The 17530-nt window shown below is 38.1% G+C and carries 15 protein-coding genes; 14 read left to right on the top strand and 1 reads right to left on the bottom strand.

Translation table 11 applies throughout. The annotated features are described in order from the left end of the window. The first annotated feature begins 62 nt into the window (after positions 1-62). From nirB to MHB45_RS10210, 10 genes are all read left to right on the top strand, one after another. A complete protein-coding gene (nirB, locus tag MHB45_RS10255; RefSeq protein WP_048686358.1) occupies positions 63-2477 on the top strand; it encodes a nitrite reductase large subunit NirB in 2415 nt (804 codons plus the stop codon). Between the two features lie 17 nt (positions 2478-2494). Then, on the top strand, positions 2495-2812 hold the full coding sequence (nirD, locus tag MHB45_RS10250; protein WP_048686360.1) for a nitrite reductase small subunit NirD: 318 nt from the start codon (positions 2495-2497) through the stop codon (positions 2810-2812). Between the two features lie 206 nt (positions 2813-3018). Further along, the gene (locus MHB45_RS10245) at positions 3019-4635 is read left to right on the top strand and encodes a family 14 glycosylhydrolase (protein ID WP_048686362.1); all 1617 of its coding nucleotides are present in this window, start codon (positions 3019-3021) and stop codon (positions 4633-4635) included. Positions 4636-4806: 171 nt separating this feature from the next. Then, positions 4807-4953 carry a hypothetical protein gene (locus tag MHB45_RS10240; RefSeq protein ID WP_153246140.1) on the top strand — a complete coding sequence of 49 codons (147 nt, stop codon included), beginning with the start codon at positions 4807-4809 and terminating at the stop codon, positions 4951-4953. A 243-nt stretch (positions 4954-5196) separates the two neighbouring features. Then, entirely contained in the window at positions 5197-5622 is a 426-nt protein-coding gene (locus MHB45_RS10235) for an OsmC family protein (protein ID WP_034306763.1), read from the top strand. A 360-nt stretch (positions 5623-5982) separates the two neighbouring features. Beyond that, complete coding sequence (locus tag MHB45_RS10230; protein WP_048686366.1) at positions 5983-6303, top strand: hypothetical protein; 321 nt, start codon at positions 5983-5985, stop codon at positions 6301-6303. A 263-nt stretch (positions 6304-6566) separates the two neighbouring features. Further along, on the top strand, positions 6567-7040 hold the full coding sequence (locus MHB45_RS10225) for a hypothetical protein (RefSeq protein ID WP_048686367.1): 474 nt from the start codon (positions 6567-6569) through the stop codon (positions 7038-7040). Between the two features lie 772 nt (positions 7041-7812). Then, positions 7813-8136, top strand: coding sequence for an ArsR/SmtB family transcription factor (locus tag MHB45_RS10220; protein ID WP_048686368.1), 324 nt, complete (start codon positions 7813-7815; stop codon positions 8134-8136). 2 nt (positions 8137-8138) lie between these two features. After that, positions 8139-8531, top strand: a complete 393-nt coding sequence (locus MHB45_RS10215; protein ID WP_048686369.1) for an SRPBCC family protein — start codon at positions 8139-8141, stop codon at positions 8529-8531. An 82-nt stretch (positions 8532-8613) separates the two neighbouring features. After that, complete coding sequence (locus MHB45_RS10210) at positions 8614-9207, top strand: YdeI/OmpD-associated family protein (RefSeq protein ID WP_048686370.1); 594 nt, start codon at positions 8614-8616, stop codon at positions 9205-9207. A 392-nt stretch (positions 9208-9599) separates the two neighbouring features. On the opposite strand, the gene MHB45_RS10205 is transcribed toward MHB45_RS10210, so the two are convergent. Continuing rightward, a protein-coding gene (locus MHB45_RS10205; protein ID WP_235443556.1) for an IS3 family transposase occupies positions 9600-10930 on the bottom strand; the annotation gives its coding sequence in 2 pieces (ribosomal slippage) (positions 9600-10558 and positions 10558-10930; 1332 coding nt in all). An 878-nt stretch (positions 10931-11808) separates the two neighbouring features. On the opposite strand from MHB45_RS10205, the gene MHB45_RS10200 reads away from it, so the two are divergent. From MHB45_RS10200 to MHB45_RS10185, 4 genes are all read left to right on the top strand, one after another. Then, positions 11809-13830: a transporter substrate-binding domain-containing protein gene (locus tag MHB45_RS10200; RefSeq protein ID WP_309247791.1), complete on the top strand. Its 2022-nt coding sequence runs from the start codon at positions 11809-11811 to the stop codon at positions 13828-13830. A gap of 24 nt (positions 13831-13854) precedes the next feature. Beyond that, complete coding sequence (locus MHB45_RS10195) at positions 13855-15231, top strand: sigma-54-dependent transcriptional regulator (protein ID WP_226990466.1); 1377 nt, start codon at positions 13855-13857, stop codon at positions 15229-15231. Between the two features lie 162 nt (positions 15232-15393). Beyond that, a complete protein-coding gene (locus MHB45_RS10190; protein WP_048684415.1) occupies positions 15394-16401 on the top strand; it encodes a TAXI family TRAP transporter solute-binding subunit in 1008 nt (335 codons plus the stop codon). A 19-nt stretch (positions 16402-16420) separates the two neighbouring features. After that, positions 16421-17521: an ABC transporter substrate-binding protein gene (locus MHB45_RS10185; RefSeq protein ID WP_048684418.1), complete on the top strand. Its 1101-nt coding sequence runs from the start codon at positions 16421-16423 to the stop codon at positions 17519-17521. Positions 17522-17530: the final 9 nt, after the last annotated feature.

Below are 17530 nucleotides of genomic sequence, written 5' to 3'. Positions count from 1 at the left end.
AGTGACGTCACCTATAATCAATCATATCATCCTTTCAAAAAAATCTTATTGGAGGACAAAACATGTCTAAGCAGAAATTGGTACTCATTGGGAATGGTATGGCTGGAGTAAGATGTATAGAAGAAATTTTGAAAATTCAACCGGAAAGGTTTGAGGTGACTGTCTTCGGAAGTGAGCCGCATCCGAATTATGATCGAATCCAACTATCGAATGTATTGCAGGGGGCTACGACGATAGATGATATTACAATAAATGATTGGAACTGGTACAAAGAGAACAATATTACACTTTTTTCAGGTGAAACAGTCACGAACATCGACACCACAAAGCAAATCATTTACTCAGACACTAATCGCGAAGTCGAATATGATCAATTAATTTTAGCTACCGGATCGATCCCTTTCATACTTCCGATAAAGGGAGCGGATAAAAAAGGAGTGACCGCCTTTCGAAATATTGAAGATTGCGAAAATATGATTGAATATTCAAAAAATAATAAAAAGGCTGCAGTGATTGGTGGAGGATTGCTGGGTCTTGAAGCAGCAAGGGGGCTTTTGAATCTAGGTATGCAGGTAGATGTAATTCACCTTTCGGAATATTTGATGGATAGGCAGTTAGATCCAGCAGCAGGAAAAATGCTGCAAAGGGAACTTGAAAGACAGGGAATGAATTTTTATCTCGGGAAACAGACTCAGGAGGTTTTAGGTGAATTTGATGTCAAAGGATTACGCTTTAGTGATGGCGAGGAAATCAGCGCCGACTTAGTGGTCATGGCAGTTGGGATTAAGCCAAATGTTTTAATGGCCCAAAATTCCGGCATCCCTGTCAATCGAGGAATTATCGTGAATGATTATATGGAGACAAGGATCCCGAATATTTTTGCGGTTGGTGAATGTGCGGAACACCGTGAGATGGTGTATGGTTTGGTCGCTCCCCTATATGAACAGGGCAAAGTATTAGCCAAAAGGATTTGCGGACTGGATAGCAAAGCTTACGAGGGGTCCGTGCTTTCTACTAAGTTAAAAATATCTGGTGTTGATGTATTTTCGGCTGGAGAAATTTTCGAGGATGAACAAGCCAAATCAATCAAGGAATTTAATGAATGGAATGGTACTTACAAAAAAGTAATGATTCGAAATGGGAAAATTTCTGGTGCGGTATTATTCGGGGATACAAAGGAAAGCAATACCCTATTGAGCATGATCAATAAAAATGCCGACGTTTCGGAGTATTTAAATGTTGGAACAAGTGAACCAGGTGTTAGCCTTGTCACTTCGATGTCAAATGAAGAAATCATCTGTGGTTGTAATGGTGTAACGAAGGGTGATATTGTGACGGCTATCGAATCTAACGGTTTAACAAGCATTGAGGAAGTAAAAGGCTGCACAAGTGCTTCGAGATCATGCGGTGGTTGTAAGCCGTTAGTCGGTGATATTCTCGAGCTGACATTAGGCGCTGATTTCAGTAAGTCAAACCAGAAGGAATCCATATGTACGTGCACCACTTTATCAAGAGATGAGGTTGTTGCCGAAATACGCGAAAAAAATCTGACACATACTCGTGAAGTCATGAATGTTCTGGGCTGGAATACAAGTGATGGATGCTCTAAATGTAAACCGGCACTGAACTATTACTTAGGCATGATCCATCCTGTTGACTATGAAGATGAAAAAGAATCCCGCTATGTCAATGAAAGGTTACATGCAAATATTCAAAAGGATGGTACATTTTCCGTTGTGCCAAGAATGTATGGCGGCGTCACAAATCCCGATCAATTACGGAAAATAGCAAATGTTGCCGATAAGTATAATGTTAAGTTACTTAAGGTAACAGGCGGTCAAAGAATAGATTTGTTCGGCGTTGAAAAAGAAGACCTTCCAAGCGTATGGGCCGACCTGGATATGCCTTCTGGATATGCATATGGAAAGACACTTCGAACTGTGAAAACATGTGTCGGTGAAAACTTTTGCCGTTTTGGCACCCAAGATTCAATCGGTCTGGGCATTGCCATGGAGAAGAAATTCGAACGTGTAGGCACACCGCATAAGGTTAAGATGGCTGTGTCGGCATGTCCTCGTAATTGTGCTGAATCCGGTATCAAAGATCTTGGTGTTGTCGGTGTTGACGGTGCATGGGAAATTTATATTGGTGGCAATGGCGGTACTCATTTACGAGCTGCTGAATTATTATGTAAAGTGAAAACAAGTGATGAGGTAATTGAAATTACGGGGGCGTACATCCAACATTATCGAGAGACTGCAAATTATTTAGAAAGAACGTCGGTTTGGGTTGAGCGTGTTGGGTTCGATACCATTAAAGAGATTATTGGTGATAAGCAAAAAAGGTTGGAGCTTAATCAACGCTTGGATGAGGCCTTATCCGTATTGCAAGAACCGTGGAAAGAAATCATTGAGAGCAATGCGATCCAAACCGGTTTATTTCAAAAAGTGAAAATTCCGGCTATATCAAATAAATGAATATGGGGGCAGCCTAAATGGGAAAAACACTTCAAAAGATAAAGGTCTCAACCGTAAATGCAATGCCAAAAAACCTGGGGAAAACAGTAACCATTGGCTCTCATGAAATTGCTCTTTTTCATTTAGCAAATGGTGAATTCCGGGCTATTGAAAATCGTTGCCCACACAAAGGTGGGGTTCTGGTGGAAGGCATTGTGAGTGGTGATCACGTATTTTGCCCGATGCATGACTGGAAAATCAGTGTCAAGAATGGAGAAGTCCAAAAACCTGATAATGGTTGTGTAAAGACATTCCATGTTGAAATAGAAGATGGTAATGTTTATATAGTTTTATAACCAGCTGCTCTGGATAGTCTCTTAGACTATCCATTTTTCTTTGTCGATTTTTAAACTAAATTCCTCCGATGAAATAATTGATAAATATTTCCATAACAAATATAATTCTAGTAAAGGAATGACAAAAAAATAAAAAGATTGTAAGCGGTTTCGGTGATGAACCGAAATTTAAACAAATAAAGTTATAGGGGAAAGGTTGGCGTTTCATGAATAAATTATCCGTTGGCGTTTTTACCTTTATGCTGTATTTTGTTCCTTTATCAAATACACCTGGAATAGCAGAAGTACAACCAGATTACAAGCTTTATGTGATGGCCCCATTGGGTGAAATATCAGATTGGGGGGCATTTAAAGCAGAACTGACCCAGTTAAAGGAAAATGGAGTATATGCAATTACGACAGATATCTGGTGGGGATTGGTCGAGAGTAAAAAAGATAATCAGTTTGATTGGTCCTATTATAAGAAATATGCGGAAACCGTGAAAGCTTCCGGTTTAAAATGGGTGCCCATTTTGTCTACGCACCAGTGCGGCGGTAATGTGGGGGATGATTGCAACTACCCCATCCCGAGTTGGCTCTGGAATAAAGACACTGCCGAAAACATGGCTTTCAAGAGTGAAAGTGGTTTCTGGAATAAGGAGGTACTTGCTCCTTGGTGGGAAGGCACAGCCGGTCAGTACAATGAATTGTACAAATCCTTTGCAGAGAACTTTGCTGATAAGAAGGGTTTAATAGCAAAGATATATCTAAGTGCAGGACCGGCAGGGGAATTAAGATATCCCTCCTACCAGAATGCCGATGGCTGGGATTATCCTGAGAGGGGACAACTTCAAGTTTATACAGAAGGAGCAAAACGTGATTTCAGGCTTGCGATGAGAGAAAAATATTCCACGATAAAAAAATTAAATGCCGCTTGGGGCAAAACGTATAAAAACTGGAATGAGATTCAGCCGCCAGGAAATGGGGATGAATTTTTCACCAGGGGCGGCGCAATCGACACTAGATTTGGTTACGATTTTATGCAGTGGTATCAAGGAGCACTCGAAAAGCATCTTGCAAAAATCTCGAAGTTTGCCCATAAACATTTTGATGAAGTCTTTGGCGTGCCAATTGGAGCTAAAATCTCAGGGGTCCATTGGAAAATGAATGATCCAGTAATGCCGCATTCAGCAGAGTATAGTGCCGGGTACCATAACTACTCCCAATTATTGAATCAATTTAAGAAATCGAATATGGCCCTCACATTCACCTGTCTTGAAATGGGAGATCAAGACGCACATACTGCACCGTCCTATAGCGCTCCTAAGACTTTGGTGACCCATATTGCCTCTTTAGCTAATGAAAAAGGAATTTCTTTAAACGGGGAAAATGCACTCCCTCTGATCAATAATGAATGGGGCTTTGACAATGTAGCAGAAATGGTTTTTAACCATGGTTTTGAGGGATTTACATTGCTTAGGATGTCTTATTTATTCGACGATGAAGGAAATCCAACTAATGAGTTCAGGATGATGGCTGATAAATTGGAAGGCAAGTCGATTCCCGTTACATTCACAGTTGAAAATGTACCTGCCACACAGGGAGTTTACTTAATTGGGGACAGAGGGGAAATCGGCCGATGGAATCCTGAAGATTACGAATATAAACTCACTCAAAACACAGAAGGCAGCTGGAGTGGAACATTTCGTTTAGCTGCAGATCGATTCTATGAATTCAAGTTCGTTCTGAAAGATGAAAATGGCAATATCACTTGGAAAGATGGCGAAAATAATAGTTATAAAACTCCTTTGAATGGAGAAGGAAACTATAAAACTGAATGGTAAATGAAGAAATGTGGTCTTTCATTTTGCAAGATTAAACTGTTTCTATCAAAATTTTAATACCATTTTATCGACAAATGGAGGTTCGAAAAGTTTATACAATCATCTCTATAGGTAAACTTAGTTATCCATCTAGTTTTTACAAATAAATATATGGATGAACCCCTGAATAGATTGAAGAAATTTGCGACATTCCTGCCGAAAAACTGGCTGGCCGAGACCCCACAGCCGCTTTGCTTTGATGCTGCTTGGCAGACAGTTGGCGGAAATGAGCTGATTTCTGAAATCATCTGGAATATTTTTTTAGGTTTTAAAGCCTGAAGAGGTAATCAACGTTCAAATTTTACAGTATGACTAACTAAGCAGGACTTGTGGGAAGAATATAAGGTATGGAAAATCATCACAAGTTAGGGTATAAAAAATCCAGAATCAAGTGCACTGTATATTTGCATACTGACCCCATTACGGCAATATTTTTTAATACTTAAATGATATAAATTTACATTAATTGAAATGTGGGCTATTTTTAGAACAAAACAACAAGAAAGGGAGGAATCGGAATATATGAAGACAATGATTACATGGACAGGGGAACTGGCCTTTTCTGGCACAACTCCGTCGGGACATGAAATAAAGATGGATGCCGCCGAAGAAGCAGGAGGTAAAAATAGTGGAGCAAGACCCACAGAATTACTTTTACACTCTCTTGCCGGCTGTACAGGAATTGATATTGTAATGATTTTAAAGAAAATGCGATTTGAAACAAAGGCCTTTCAAATAGAAATAGAAGGGGCACGGTCAGAAAATCATCCTAAACGTTTTACCGATTTTCATATCCATTATTTATTAGAGGGGGATCTACCTGAAGATAAAGTCGTCCGTGCAATTCAATTATCCAAAAATACGTACTGTTCAGTGTATCACTCATTAAATGCCAACATTAAAATCAGCTATTCAATCAATGGTGTTAAAGGAAAACAAGACATATAATATATAATTTAAAGGACTATCATTTAACAGAATAGTTGTTTTACATCCGTATAATAAAAACAGCCCCATTTTTGAAAATGGGGCTGTTTTGACTGAAATGAACATCCTCATTTCATGGATAATCATCTATAACAAAACGTGCAAACCACAGAAAATAATCCCTCTCATGTTAATCCAAGGATATTCTTTCGAAAAAATCAATCTAAAATTGGTTTTCAAGGTTACCGAACTCCATTTTACGGAAGGAAAGGGATTATTCAGTAAGCAAGTAATCAAAATGTAATGGTTTGTCATTGGAATGCCCTTGATGTTAGGAGATTATCCATATAAACTTTAGATACTATTGAGGAGTGGTTAAAGTTGAAAGAGATAACAATTGACAAATTAATTTTTAAAAATCATTTATCGATGATTGAGCAATATTCATTGAAAGATTTCATGTTTAAGTGGCTCGGGAGCCCCGAAGAAGGTTTAGATGATCTTCTTCCGCTTACATACACAGATCAAGTTTTTGCAAAAATGGAAACGACAATGGAGACTAAAATCAAGATTCATGGAGAAGAAATTTTCAGATATGTCACCATTACGGAAGATAATCAAATTGTAATAGGGGGCTTGGACTCGAATCAAGAGTTAAAGTTTAGAATCGTGTCCCTGGAAGAGCGTTTGAAAAGCTACTAAAACTGAATTATAATTTTCAAAAATAATTAAGGCCGTTCCTGTGGAATGGCCTTTTTATTTCATCACGTTAAGAGAGTCGTCAATACCACATGTTAACTGTACTCGAAAGTAATTGATAGCCTTATCTTATGCAAGCTAAAAAGCGAGTAACTCTTTAAACTCGCGATATTTTTGGATTAATTTAACAAAATATAAATGTTTATTGGTTTGTCTTCGTATATTATAGAGTAATGAAGTCGACTAAACATTTGGGGGGAATTGAGATGAGCGAGACGTTGGCAAGTTCACTAAAAACGCTTTTGAAGGAAACGTTTGAAGGACCGGGAAATGAAGGGAGCTATTATACTGATTCAAAACCGAATACCGGGGTTTTTGGTACACTTGATGGCTTAACCGCAGAAGATGCTTCACGTTCCATAAACGGATCGACAATTGCGGCACACTCAGACCACACCCGGTATTATTTATGGGTGATCCGATCGTTGATCAATGGCACAGACTTTGAAAAAGATTGGGAAGAAAGCTGGACAATTGCTACTGTTGATGAGGTGAAATGGGCTGAAATCAGAGAGGAATTACATAAAGAATATGTATCTCTTTTCGCAGAAATCGAAACAATCGATTTAGGAAAATGGCTGACAAATGTAAATGCGACCATTGCCCACTCAGCTTATCATCTTGGAGCGTTACGGCAAATGATAAAAAGCCTTGAAATAGAAAAAAAATATAACATATAGAAAAATAATATAACATATTGAGAGTTTTTAAACTGATTGGAACGTAAGGCACTCGCTTTCCGAAGGCAATTCCGCCCTCAGCGCTCTTGCGCCTGGATTCTCCTTTCGACACGCTTTTCCCGCGGGAGTCTGGTACACGCGTTCCAATCAACTTTGTTTGAAAAACCCAGATAGATACTTTTAGTCTTAGTCGCTAAGAGGCGTTCGTATGATCTCATCCCTAAGTTGAGGGGTTATAATATCTGATAGTTTATTTCCTTTTTCATATACTTAAATGAAGTCATAAAAAAATCCCCAGTAACACCCATACCTCTGAATTTCCGCAATCAAAAGTGTCTCATTTTTAAGTACCATAGTATCTGAGTTCAATCTCAAGTAATATACTTCCACTCTCCGAATGAATCATCATAATCCCTGCCCAATCCGTCTAGTGAATCAAGGAATAATAAACGCTTTCACGAATGATTAAGCGCATCCCTGATATGGAAACCAGTGAAACTCTTTTCCACTTTGCTTATCAATGAAGATATAATTCCAAGATTCTCCTCCTTTGCTGAAACACGAGCATATCCAATATTCAAAAATAGCAATTGATCATATAAGAATCACTTTAACTAACGGGGCCAGTTTAGTTGTAAAAGGATTTAATAATATACTTGATGATATTAGAATAAAACAAATAAAGTGTGTCAATAATAAAATTGACAGGACACCAATCAGTGTCATATAATAAAAGACACCAATTGGTGTCCAATTAAAAGGGTGGGTGATTTTGAACGAGAAAAATCAAGAACGTGATATTTATGTAGCCATCGCTGACCCAACAAGACGTAAATTGCTCCGTTTGTTGGCGGACGTGGAAGAATTGCCACTAAATGAGTTGACCGTACATTTTGAAATGGGCCGTACTGCGGTTTCAAAGCATTTGGCAATCCTTAAAGAGGCAGGTCTAGTAATCAGCAGAAAAGTCGGCAGGGAAACCCGTTATCGGCTGAATGCTGGTCCGTTGAGAGAAATTGAGGATTGGGTATCGTTTTACAGAAGATTCTGGAGTGAAAGAATATTACTTTTAAATCAAATATTAGAGGAGGAATAAAAATGAGTTTAACAGTAACACAAGACTTTAATTTTAAGAGCCCGATCGATAAGGTATGGCTTGCCTTAACGGATGCAAATACTCTTGGGAAATGGGTAATGGCTAATGATATTAAACCTATCGTCGGACATAAATTCCAGTTTCGGAATGAACAGTGGAATTTAATTATTGATTCCGAGGTTCTTGAAGTCGAGGAGCCTTATAAGTTATCTTACACCTGGGTAGGTGGCGGTATAAACACTACAGTCACATGGACATTAAAGCACGAGGATGGAACAACCCACTTACATCTCGAACAAACAGGATTCGAAAAAGAAGATCAAGCGTTCAATGGTGCGAAATATGGTTGGGCGAAAATGGGCGAAGAACTTAATAACGTGTTAGAGGTATTATAAGACCAAACCTCTGCCTTGTTTTTTAGTATTTAGCTAACGTATAAGAAAAAAGCAAACTGCTCGAAAAGAGGAGTGTTCCGTGATGACAAAAAGTAGAACGAATCCTAAGGTTGATGAATTTTTAGGTAAAGCTAAAAAGTGGAAAGAAGAATTTGAGACGTTAAGAAATATCGTTCTTGACTGTGAGCTGACCGAAGAATTTAAGTGGATGCATCCCTGTTACACGTTTGAGAATAAAAACATCGTTTTAATACATGGATTTAAAGAATATTGTGCGATTCTGTTTCACAAAGGTGCCTTGTTACAGGATGCCCACGGGCTTCTAATTCAACAAACGGAGAATGTACAGGGAGCGCGCCAGATTCGGTTCACCAATGTTCAAGAAATAGTTGCAACGGAATCCATTCTGAAAGCCTATATTCATGAAGCCATTGAAGTTGAAAAAGCCGGGTTGGAAGTGGAATTTAAAAAGAACGAAGAATTCATAATTCCTGAAGAACTTCACAACAAATTCGATGATAACCCTGCCTTGAAAACTGCTTTTGAAGCATTGACCCCTGGAAGGCAAAGAGCATACATCCTTTATTTTTCACAAGCCAAACAATCCAAAACCCGAGAGTCAAGAATCGAAAAATGCATGCAGAAAATTCTCGATGGGAAGGGTTTAAAAGATTAATATATTTGATGAGAAAATAAATTAATCATGTTTTAGATTTCATCCTACTTTGCGTACATTCGAACTCCTTTTTGGAACGCAAGTAAACCGAATAATAAAATGGATAAAACAAAGAAGTGATCCATAGAGTGTAGCAATCTGCCGTGTAACAGGCTTACTTGTTTCAGCTAAGAAAATAAAAATACTGCACACCAAAGTGTACCCTGGTTTTTTTTGCTTAAAGGTCACTTTTCTTGAACTAACGGGTGCTTATCTTGAATAAAGGTTTAAGTAATGATTTCAACATACCACTAAAAATAATGTGTAATTTCATAATATGGCACTTTTATGGAGTAGCAAAAAAGCCCAATTTCTCAATAAAGTGTACCCTTTGTAAAGGACATTAAAAAAACCTAGGCAGTTTTAAGAAGATGATCTCTATATTGAACAGGGGTCATCTTTTTTAAATTCCACTGATATCTATAATGATTGTAATAAATCATATATTGTTTAATTTCTTTTCTTAACTCATCTAGACTTGTACATGCTTTAATAGAGGACTCGTCTTTAAGATGGCCAAAGAATGATTCCTGTGGTGCGTTGTCCCAACAGTTTCCTCGTCTTGACATAGATGGGCGTAACCCTAATTTCTTCACAGCTTTTTGAAAGATAGGACTTGTATAATGAACACCTTGATCTGAGTGAATTAAGGCATCTTTTGCTTTTTTAAAGTTTTTGTTCTTCTTTAACTTCTTGAGTGTATCTGTAGCTAAATCTAAAGTCATACGGTCTGATAAATGGTAGGCTAAGATTTCTCCAGTCGAACCATCTTTAATGGCTGATAAGTAGGCTCTCATTCCTTTACCGTAATGTAAATAGGTGATATCCGTGAGGAGTACTTTTCCTGGAACCCCTTGTTTAAATTGTCTGTTTAGAAGGTTAGGTACAACGCGATGTTCTTTTGTAGCTTTCATCATTCGTCTGTAAGGATTTGCTTTTCTAATAGGGCAAACAATGCCATACTTGTTCATGATTCGTCGAATACGTTTCAAATTGTAGACAATATTAAATCGGCCCGCCAAAGTCATTTTAATTTGACGTGTACCTTTCTTACGATTTTTAAAATGGAAAGCTTTTAAGATGATCTCCTTTACGGCCTCATCTGTTTTATCCCTAAGCTTTCTTCTTTCTTGTGATTCCAACGAGAAATAATTATAATAACCACTTCTTGAGACGCCAGCCAGAATACAAAGATAACTGACCATATTTTTCAATTGATACTTTTCAATCACTGACCGAATAAGTATATACTTTTGGCTAGGAGAAAGCTCTATTTCTTCATCCCCCTTTCTGCAATACGAATCTTTTTTAATAGTTCGTTTTCCGCCTTTAGTAAGGTAATTTGTGCTTCTAAACGAGCATTTTTCTCTTCTAAGGTAAGTTCCTTTTCTCTAAGACGTCCTGAGTTTTCAGTTCTAGTGTCAAGTAAACCGATTATCCCCTTATTCTTGTAAGCATTTTGCCATCTTTTGTTCGCGGAATAAATTCTGTCCATCCCCAAAACCTCTGGATCAAACCCACAATGTTCAAATATTTCTCTCGCAGCCTTTCCTTTCTCTCTTTCAGAAATAAAAATATGCTTAAATTCATCTGTATAAGTGATTCCTTTTGTACCAACTGCTTTAACATATTTATTAGTTGATAGCTGCTTGGTCTCTTTCTCTGTGAAAATCTTTTTACTCATTATTTTCCCGTCTCCATGTTATCTCTAGTTGTGTTTCTTAATTATACAAAAAAGTACCCTATTGGTAGACTTTTTTTGGTGTCTACTTAATAGGGTACACTTTACAATTTTATTACTGAGAAATCGGGCTTTTTTTCGAATATTTCGATTCAGGAAAATGCTAACGACCATTGCCCACTTGGCGTATCATCTTGGAACGTTACGGCAAATGATAAAAACCCTTGAAATATAAAAATAAGATAACATATTGAGGGTTAAAATGATTGGAAAGTTGGGCACTCCTTGCACCTGGGTCCCCTAGGGACGCTTTTCCCACAGGGTTCTCGAACAACCACTCCAATCAACTTTGTTTAAAATGATAGAACTCGTCTTGTCTGCAGTTTTTTTTGAGTCGGTGTAAAAAATAGATTTCAATTCCAGGCACTCGCTTTTCCCGCAGGAGTCTCTCGCCTTCCGTTCCAATCAAATTTGTTTTAAAAGATAGAACTCCTTTAGTGCTATAATCCTTATTGGATGGAAGAAATGTGCGACACTCCTTCCGAATAACTGGCTAACCGAGACCCCACAGACGCTTGCGTCGGGGAGGCTTGGCAGACAGTCGGCGGAAAGGGAGCGGATTTCTGAAATCAACTGGAACTTATTCAAAGAAAAAACTGCAGGCAAACGCGTTTTCTTCGTACTTATCTAAAAACAAGACAAGAGTAACCTTCATGTTTTTTACTGCAATCCTTATTGGATATGGCAGCTTATGCATTCAGAAACACACTCTTTTGTAGGTTATTGTTATATTGTGTCAGATTATACTAAGAATTCTTTACATATTAAAGGGTTCAAGTCTTAATTGGAGAAGTATATAATCATGATGTTTTTAACAAAGGATTACTGACTGCAAGGATTTTGACGTAGAAGGAGGGCTCTTAATTAAAAAGCAGCTGTTTAAACTAAGTATATTTTGCTTTATAATCTTTGTTCAAACATTATGGTCTCCCGCTGTTTTTGCTGAAGAAAAAACATTTATAATTGCTGGAGAAAGTGCCCTTCCTCCATTTTCATTTGAAAATGAAGCTGGTGAACTGACAGGCATCAATATTGATTTAATGGAGGAAATAGCGAAATATAATGACGTAGATTTCAAATATATTCCGATGAGGATGGAAGAAGCCGAAAAAGCCTTAAGTAACGGAACAATTGATGCAATTGTCGGAAGTACCTATAATACCGAAAAAGATAACCAATTTGATTTCACTCAATCCTATTTTACAATGTCCCAATCCATAATCATTCCTAGTAAAAGGAAACAGGATATTCATACGTTAACGGATCTACGTGATTTACATGTTGTCCTTGACCATAACACACCAGTTATCAGTACATTTCTCAATATGAGGAATACAAACTTAACGACCGTTTCAAATCAATACTCCGGAATTTTAACATTATTGAACAACCGAGCTGATGTGTTCATCGGAAACAAATGGACTGCTGATTTCTATTTAAAAAAATTCCGCCAAGAAAAGAATTACATCATTCTTGATGAAGTCATTGAGCCTGCGGATTATACGATTGCAGTGAAAAAGGGAAATCAATCGCTTCTTTTCATGATGGACAATGCACTCACAGAACTTAAGGCAAACCGAAATATCAATGGGATAATCGATAAATGGGTAATGCCACAATCCAATCAAAAAATTGCCAGACTCGAACAATTCATATTTTGGTTGATCATAATCTTAACTGCCGTGGCCCTTATCCTTCTAATCATTTACATATGGAATCAAAAGCTAAAAAAATCCGTACATAACCAGACTTTGAAATTACATTTATTAAATAAGGATTTAGAGAAACAACGGCAAAACATCGCTAATGCTGAAGCGTTCAAAGATCAAATCTTAAACAATATCCATAATGGCATCATAACATTCGATCTCGATTTCATGATTACTAGCTGCAATGCAAAGGCATCGGACATTCTAAACATTTCCAAGGAAATGATTCTGAATCTTACGAATCATTCGCAATTGATGAAGAATTTCGAAGCTTTACACCAAGAACAAAATGAGAATAATCGTACGGGTTCTTTTCGGATATTGGTATTAAATGAGGAGAATGAACAGAAGGTGATTTCTTATTCGATGCATAAGATGTTCAATTCTGAAGATATACAAACCGGATACTTACTTTCCATGAATGATGAGACGGAAAAGAAAACATTGGAGAAAAAATTGGTCACACAAGAAAAGCTGCACGCTCTTGGTCAACTAGTTGCAGGTGTCGCACATGAAATAAGGAATCCTTTAACATCGATTAAAACATTCATTGATTTACTTCCGAGTAAATATGATAATCCTCAATTCCGACAAGTTCTAATGGAACACTTGCCTACTGAAGTTAACCGCTTGAATGGGATTGTTACCGATTTAATTGAATATGCACGTCCGCGTCCGCCAAATATTACAAATTGCCACGCTCATGAGCTTATATCCTTACTTGCTTTTCATAAGGTGACAATGGAAAAAAAACAAATAAATTTCGAGCAGATGATTGAGGAGGACTTTATTTTTTATATAGATTTACAACAAATTCAACAAGTGCTTCTTAACTTGGTGTTGAATTCGATTCATGCCGTTGAAGAAACAAAGGAAAAGACCATTAAAATCACCATTGATAAAGTGAACGAAAAGACAGGGCGGATTACCATATCGGATACGGGAATAGGGATGAAGCAGGAAGAACTGAACCATATTTTTGAGCCTTTTTTCACGAATAAAGAAAAGGGCGTCGGTTTGGGACTTACGTTATCGTATAGGCTTATTAAAGAAAATAACGGAGATATCCATGTAAAAAGTTACCCTAATTCAGGAACGACATTCACCATTTTACTACCTATATATATTGAATAGAAGCCTGGAAAGAGGAGGAGTCATATGAAAATGCAAGTATTGGTGATTGATGATGAACCTGCTATTTGCACCGCTCTTAGCTTTGCATTGGAAGATTCTTATGTTGTCATGACAACTACAGACCCGGATGAGGGTCTACGGAAAATCGACAATCAGCACTTTGATATTGTGTTACTTGATTTGAGAATAGGAAATAAAAGTGGACTTGATGTCCTCCAGAAAATCAAACAAATATCACCTAACGTAACAGTCATCATGATGACTGCCTATTCATCCATTGAAACTTCCATTGAGGCCATAAAAAAAGGAGCCTACTACTATATTGAAAAGCCAATTAATATTGAAGAACTTTCTTTGCTGTTGATGAGGGCAGCCGAATTCAAACAGATGTCCAATCAATTGGAGACATTACATGAAGAATTAGAGATTCAAAAGAGATTTGGTAACTTCCTTGGTAACAGCAAGGCGATGCAGCGTATTTTCTCAATGATCGAAAGAGTGAAAGATATTGATTCCAGTGTTCTCATCACGGGTGAAAGTGGTACTGGAAAGGAGCTTGTAGCCCGAAATATCCATACTTTGGGAAGAAGGAAAAACAATCCAATGCAGATCGTCAACTGTGCAGCAATTCCTGAGATGCTGCTGGAATCTGAATTGTTCGGTTATGAGAAGGGAGCATTTTCAGGTGCAACTCAGAGGAAGGAAGGGAAATTCGTTGCTGCTAATGGAGGCATCCTTTTTCTGGATGAGATCAGTGAAATGCCCCTTCCACTTCAAGCCAAATTATTAAGGGTATTGCAGGAACGGGAAGTGACGCCTCTGGGATCCAATACAAAAATCTCATTGGACGTCCGTATTATAAGTGCAGCCAATAAAAACCTGGAACAAATGGTGATGGAAGGGGAATTTAGGGAGGATTTGTTTTTCAGGCTAAATGTCATTCCCATCTCGATGCCGCCACTAAGAGATAGAAAAGAAGATTTACCGATCCTTATGGATTATTTTATAAAAAAACACGCGAAGGATATGAATCGTGAAGAAAAGATGTTCTCGGCAACCGCACGTCGGATTTTACTGGATTATCATTACCCTGGGAATGTCCGGGAGCTTGGAAACATTATAGAATATGCTGTTGCCCTATCAAACTCAAAAAAAATGGAAGAAACCGACTTGCCGCAATATGTTCAAGAACAGAAGTTCATTCTCCAGCCGGATGGCACGGACGACGATTTTAACAGTTTCAGGATTCCCATTGGCATTTCCATGAAAGAGATAGAAGAAAAAGTCATAACGGCCACTCTTCAATATTGTAATAATCATCGGCAAAAAACAGCCCAAATCCTAAAAATTTCTGAAAGGAGCCTTCGTGATAAAATCAAGCTCATTTCAAAAGAAGAATAAAGGGTTCATCGTGTTAACCGGCAATTTTTTCTGGAAAACCGGAAAAAATTGCCGGTTTATCCTTGTATAACATGCTTGAAATCGGCAGGATTTGCGTTTTAAAGCAGAAAATCGACTTGGCATGGCATTTGCATCTAAATTCATTAAGAAAGGAGGATCACGATGAAAAATGGAGCACTCTTTATAAAAGTCGCTTTGTTATTTTGTTTCATGACAGGATGTTCTTTTATGAATGAGCAGCAGGAAATTTCTAAACCTGCTACTACCTTGATCCAGAGGCAACTAACTTCTGAAGGACAGGATTTAAATAATAGGATGTTAATCATCGGAACCGGAGATATGACAGGTGTTTACTTTTCATTAGGACAAAGATTATCAAATATGTATGAAAAATACAACGGAGCTGTGTCAGGTACCCAGGTCACCGATGCTTCCATCGAAAATACTGAATTGGTTAGCCGTCATCGGGCAGAAATTGGTTTTACCACAGTGGATGTACTGGATTTGCCTGAAACGGATAAATCCAAGTTAAGAGCTTTAACGGCACTATATTCCAATTATGTTCAAATTGTTTCTACTAAACAAAATGATATTGATTCCTTGGAAGATTTAGTTGGTAAACGCATTAGTGTAGGAACGGCTGGAAGCGGTACAAGGCTTATTGCAGAGCGGATACTGTTAGAATCCGATTTACCGACTGATCAATTGAATTTATCCTATCTTTCTTTTTCTCAATCTGCAGAAGCATTACGAAATGGTACCATTGATGCAGCTTTCTTTTCTTCGGGAATCCCTAATAATGAAATCGCTTTCATATCAAAGCAGACGGAACTAACTTTCATTCCAATACCGGGAGACATCATTGAACGCCTTCAAAAACAATATGGGGTTTATACCCATAATGAAATTCCCAGAGATACATACAGCGGGATGAAAAAAAATGTCCAAACGATTTCAATTAAAAATGTCCTGGTAACCTACAAGGAAATGTCTGATCCTCATGCTTACAATCTTGTAAAAACATTATATGAACATCTGCCTGAACTGCAGCATACACATCCAGCTGCTTCTGATATTTCAATAACGGAAGCAACTAAACAAGTTCCCTTGGATTTTCATCCAGGGGCCGTGAATTATTTCACCGAACAAGGAATTATTGGAAATCAATGAAAAACGGGAGGTAATGACTATGAAAAAGCTAATGAGTCTTTTATCAATAATAGTATTGATCGCTCTTGCGGGTTGTGGTAATCCCACTCCGCAAAAACCGGGGGAATCCGTTCAAACGGGTACAGGTGAAAAAGGAGAGAAAAAAATAACGATAGCCGGTAATGGTGGTGTCATCGAAAGTGCCATCCGAGATGTGATTGCCCCAAAATTCAAAGAAGAAACGGGAATCACGGTTAATTATATTTCCGGTTTATCAGGTGAAATCCTATCCAAAGTGGAATTACAGAAGAATGCTCCGCAAATAGATGTTGCCCTTTTTGTACCGGTTGACGTTATACGCGCTAAGGAGAAGGGACTGATCGAACCAATTGATGAGTCCAATGTTCCCAATATGAAATCGGTGGATTCACGGTTCATTCCGGTTGAAAATGCGGCCGCTCCAGCATTCGGTTTAGTCATTGCACCAGCTTATAATACGGAAACCTTTAAAAAGGAAGGCTTAAAATCAATTGAATCATGGAATGATCTTGTCTCACCTGATTACGAGGGTAAAACGGCATTTTCAGATATTACGAATGATTGGGGTTTCAATACCCTTAATGGTCTGGCGATTTCAAACGGCGGCAGTACGGAAAACATGGAACCAGGTCTCGAAAAGGCAAAAGATCTTGCAGCCTATTCCAATACATTTTATAAAAACTCAACGCAAATGATGCCAGCTATCCAACAAGGAGCTGCTGACGTAACGGTCATGGGAAGTTATTCCATAGGTGAATTAGCCGTTTCAGGTATTCCGATTAAGATGGCAGTACCTAAAGAAGGCGTGCCGCTTCAAGCTTTCAGCGCTGGTCTAGTGAAAAATACGCCAAATAGCAAAGAAGCCCTAGAATTCATCAACTATGTAATCAGTGAAGAAGCACAGGCATTAATTTCGGAAAAAGGATTTTATCCGACAGTGGAAGGCATGAAAATTCCAGAAAAATATGAAGAGTCAATCGGGCTTAAAGCAAGTGATAAAACATTCAAACCTGATTTCGCCAAGTTTGCTGAGATCCGTGCAGAGGTGTCAGACAGATGGGCGAAAGAGGTTACTCCTGAATTAGGGAAAAAACTCAAATAAAAAGGAGCG

The organism is Peribacillus sp. FSL K6-5616, assembly GCF_038008245.1.
Taxonomy (GTDB): Bacteria; Bacillota; Bacilli; order Bacillales; family DSM-1321; genus Peribacillus; species Peribacillus frigoritolerans.
This window is presented reverse-complemented; position numbering and strand designations above follow the sequence as displayed.

Bases quoted from the DNA above. Each gene is read 5' to 3' on its own strand.
- nirD (WP_048686360.1), top strand. From the start codon at position 2,495: ATGGGAAAAACACTTCAAAAGATAAAGGTCTCAACCGTAAATGCAATG.
- MHB45_RS10195 (WP_226990466.1), top strand. From the start codon at position 13,855: ATGAAAATGCAAGTATTGGTGATTGATGATGAACCTGCTATTTGCACC.
- MHB45_RS10215 (WP_048686369.1), top strand. From the start codon at position 8,139: ATGAGTTTAACAGTAACACAAGACTTTAATTTTAAGAGCCCGATCGAT.
- MHB45_RS10225 (WP_048686367.1), top strand. From the start codon at position 6,567: ATGAGCGAGACGTTGGCAAGTTCACTAAAAACGCTTTTGAAGGAAACG.
- MHB45_RS10235 (WP_034306763.1), top strand. From the start codon at position 5,197: ATGAAGACAATGATTACATGGACAGGGGAACTGGCCTTTTCTGGCACA.
- nirB (WP_048686358.1), top strand. From the start codon at position 63: ATGTCTAAGCAGAAATTGGTACTCATTGGGAATGGTATGGCTGGAGTA.
- MHB45_RS10210 (WP_048686370.1), top strand. From the start codon at position 8,614: ATGACAAAAAGTAGAACGAATCCTAAGGTTGATGAATTTTTAGGTAAA.
- MHB45_RS10190 (WP_048684415.1), top strand. From the start codon at position 15,394: ATGAAAAATGGAGCACTCTTTATAAAAGTCGCTTTGTTATTTTGTTTC.
- MHB45_RS10245 (WP_048686362.1), top strand. From the start codon at position 3,019: ATGAATAAATTATCCGTTGGCGTTTTTACCTTTATGCTGTATTTTGTT.
- MHB45_RS10185 (WP_048684418.1), top strand. From the start codon at position 16,421: ATGAAAAAGCTAATGAGTCTTTTATCAATAATAGTATTGATCGCTCTT.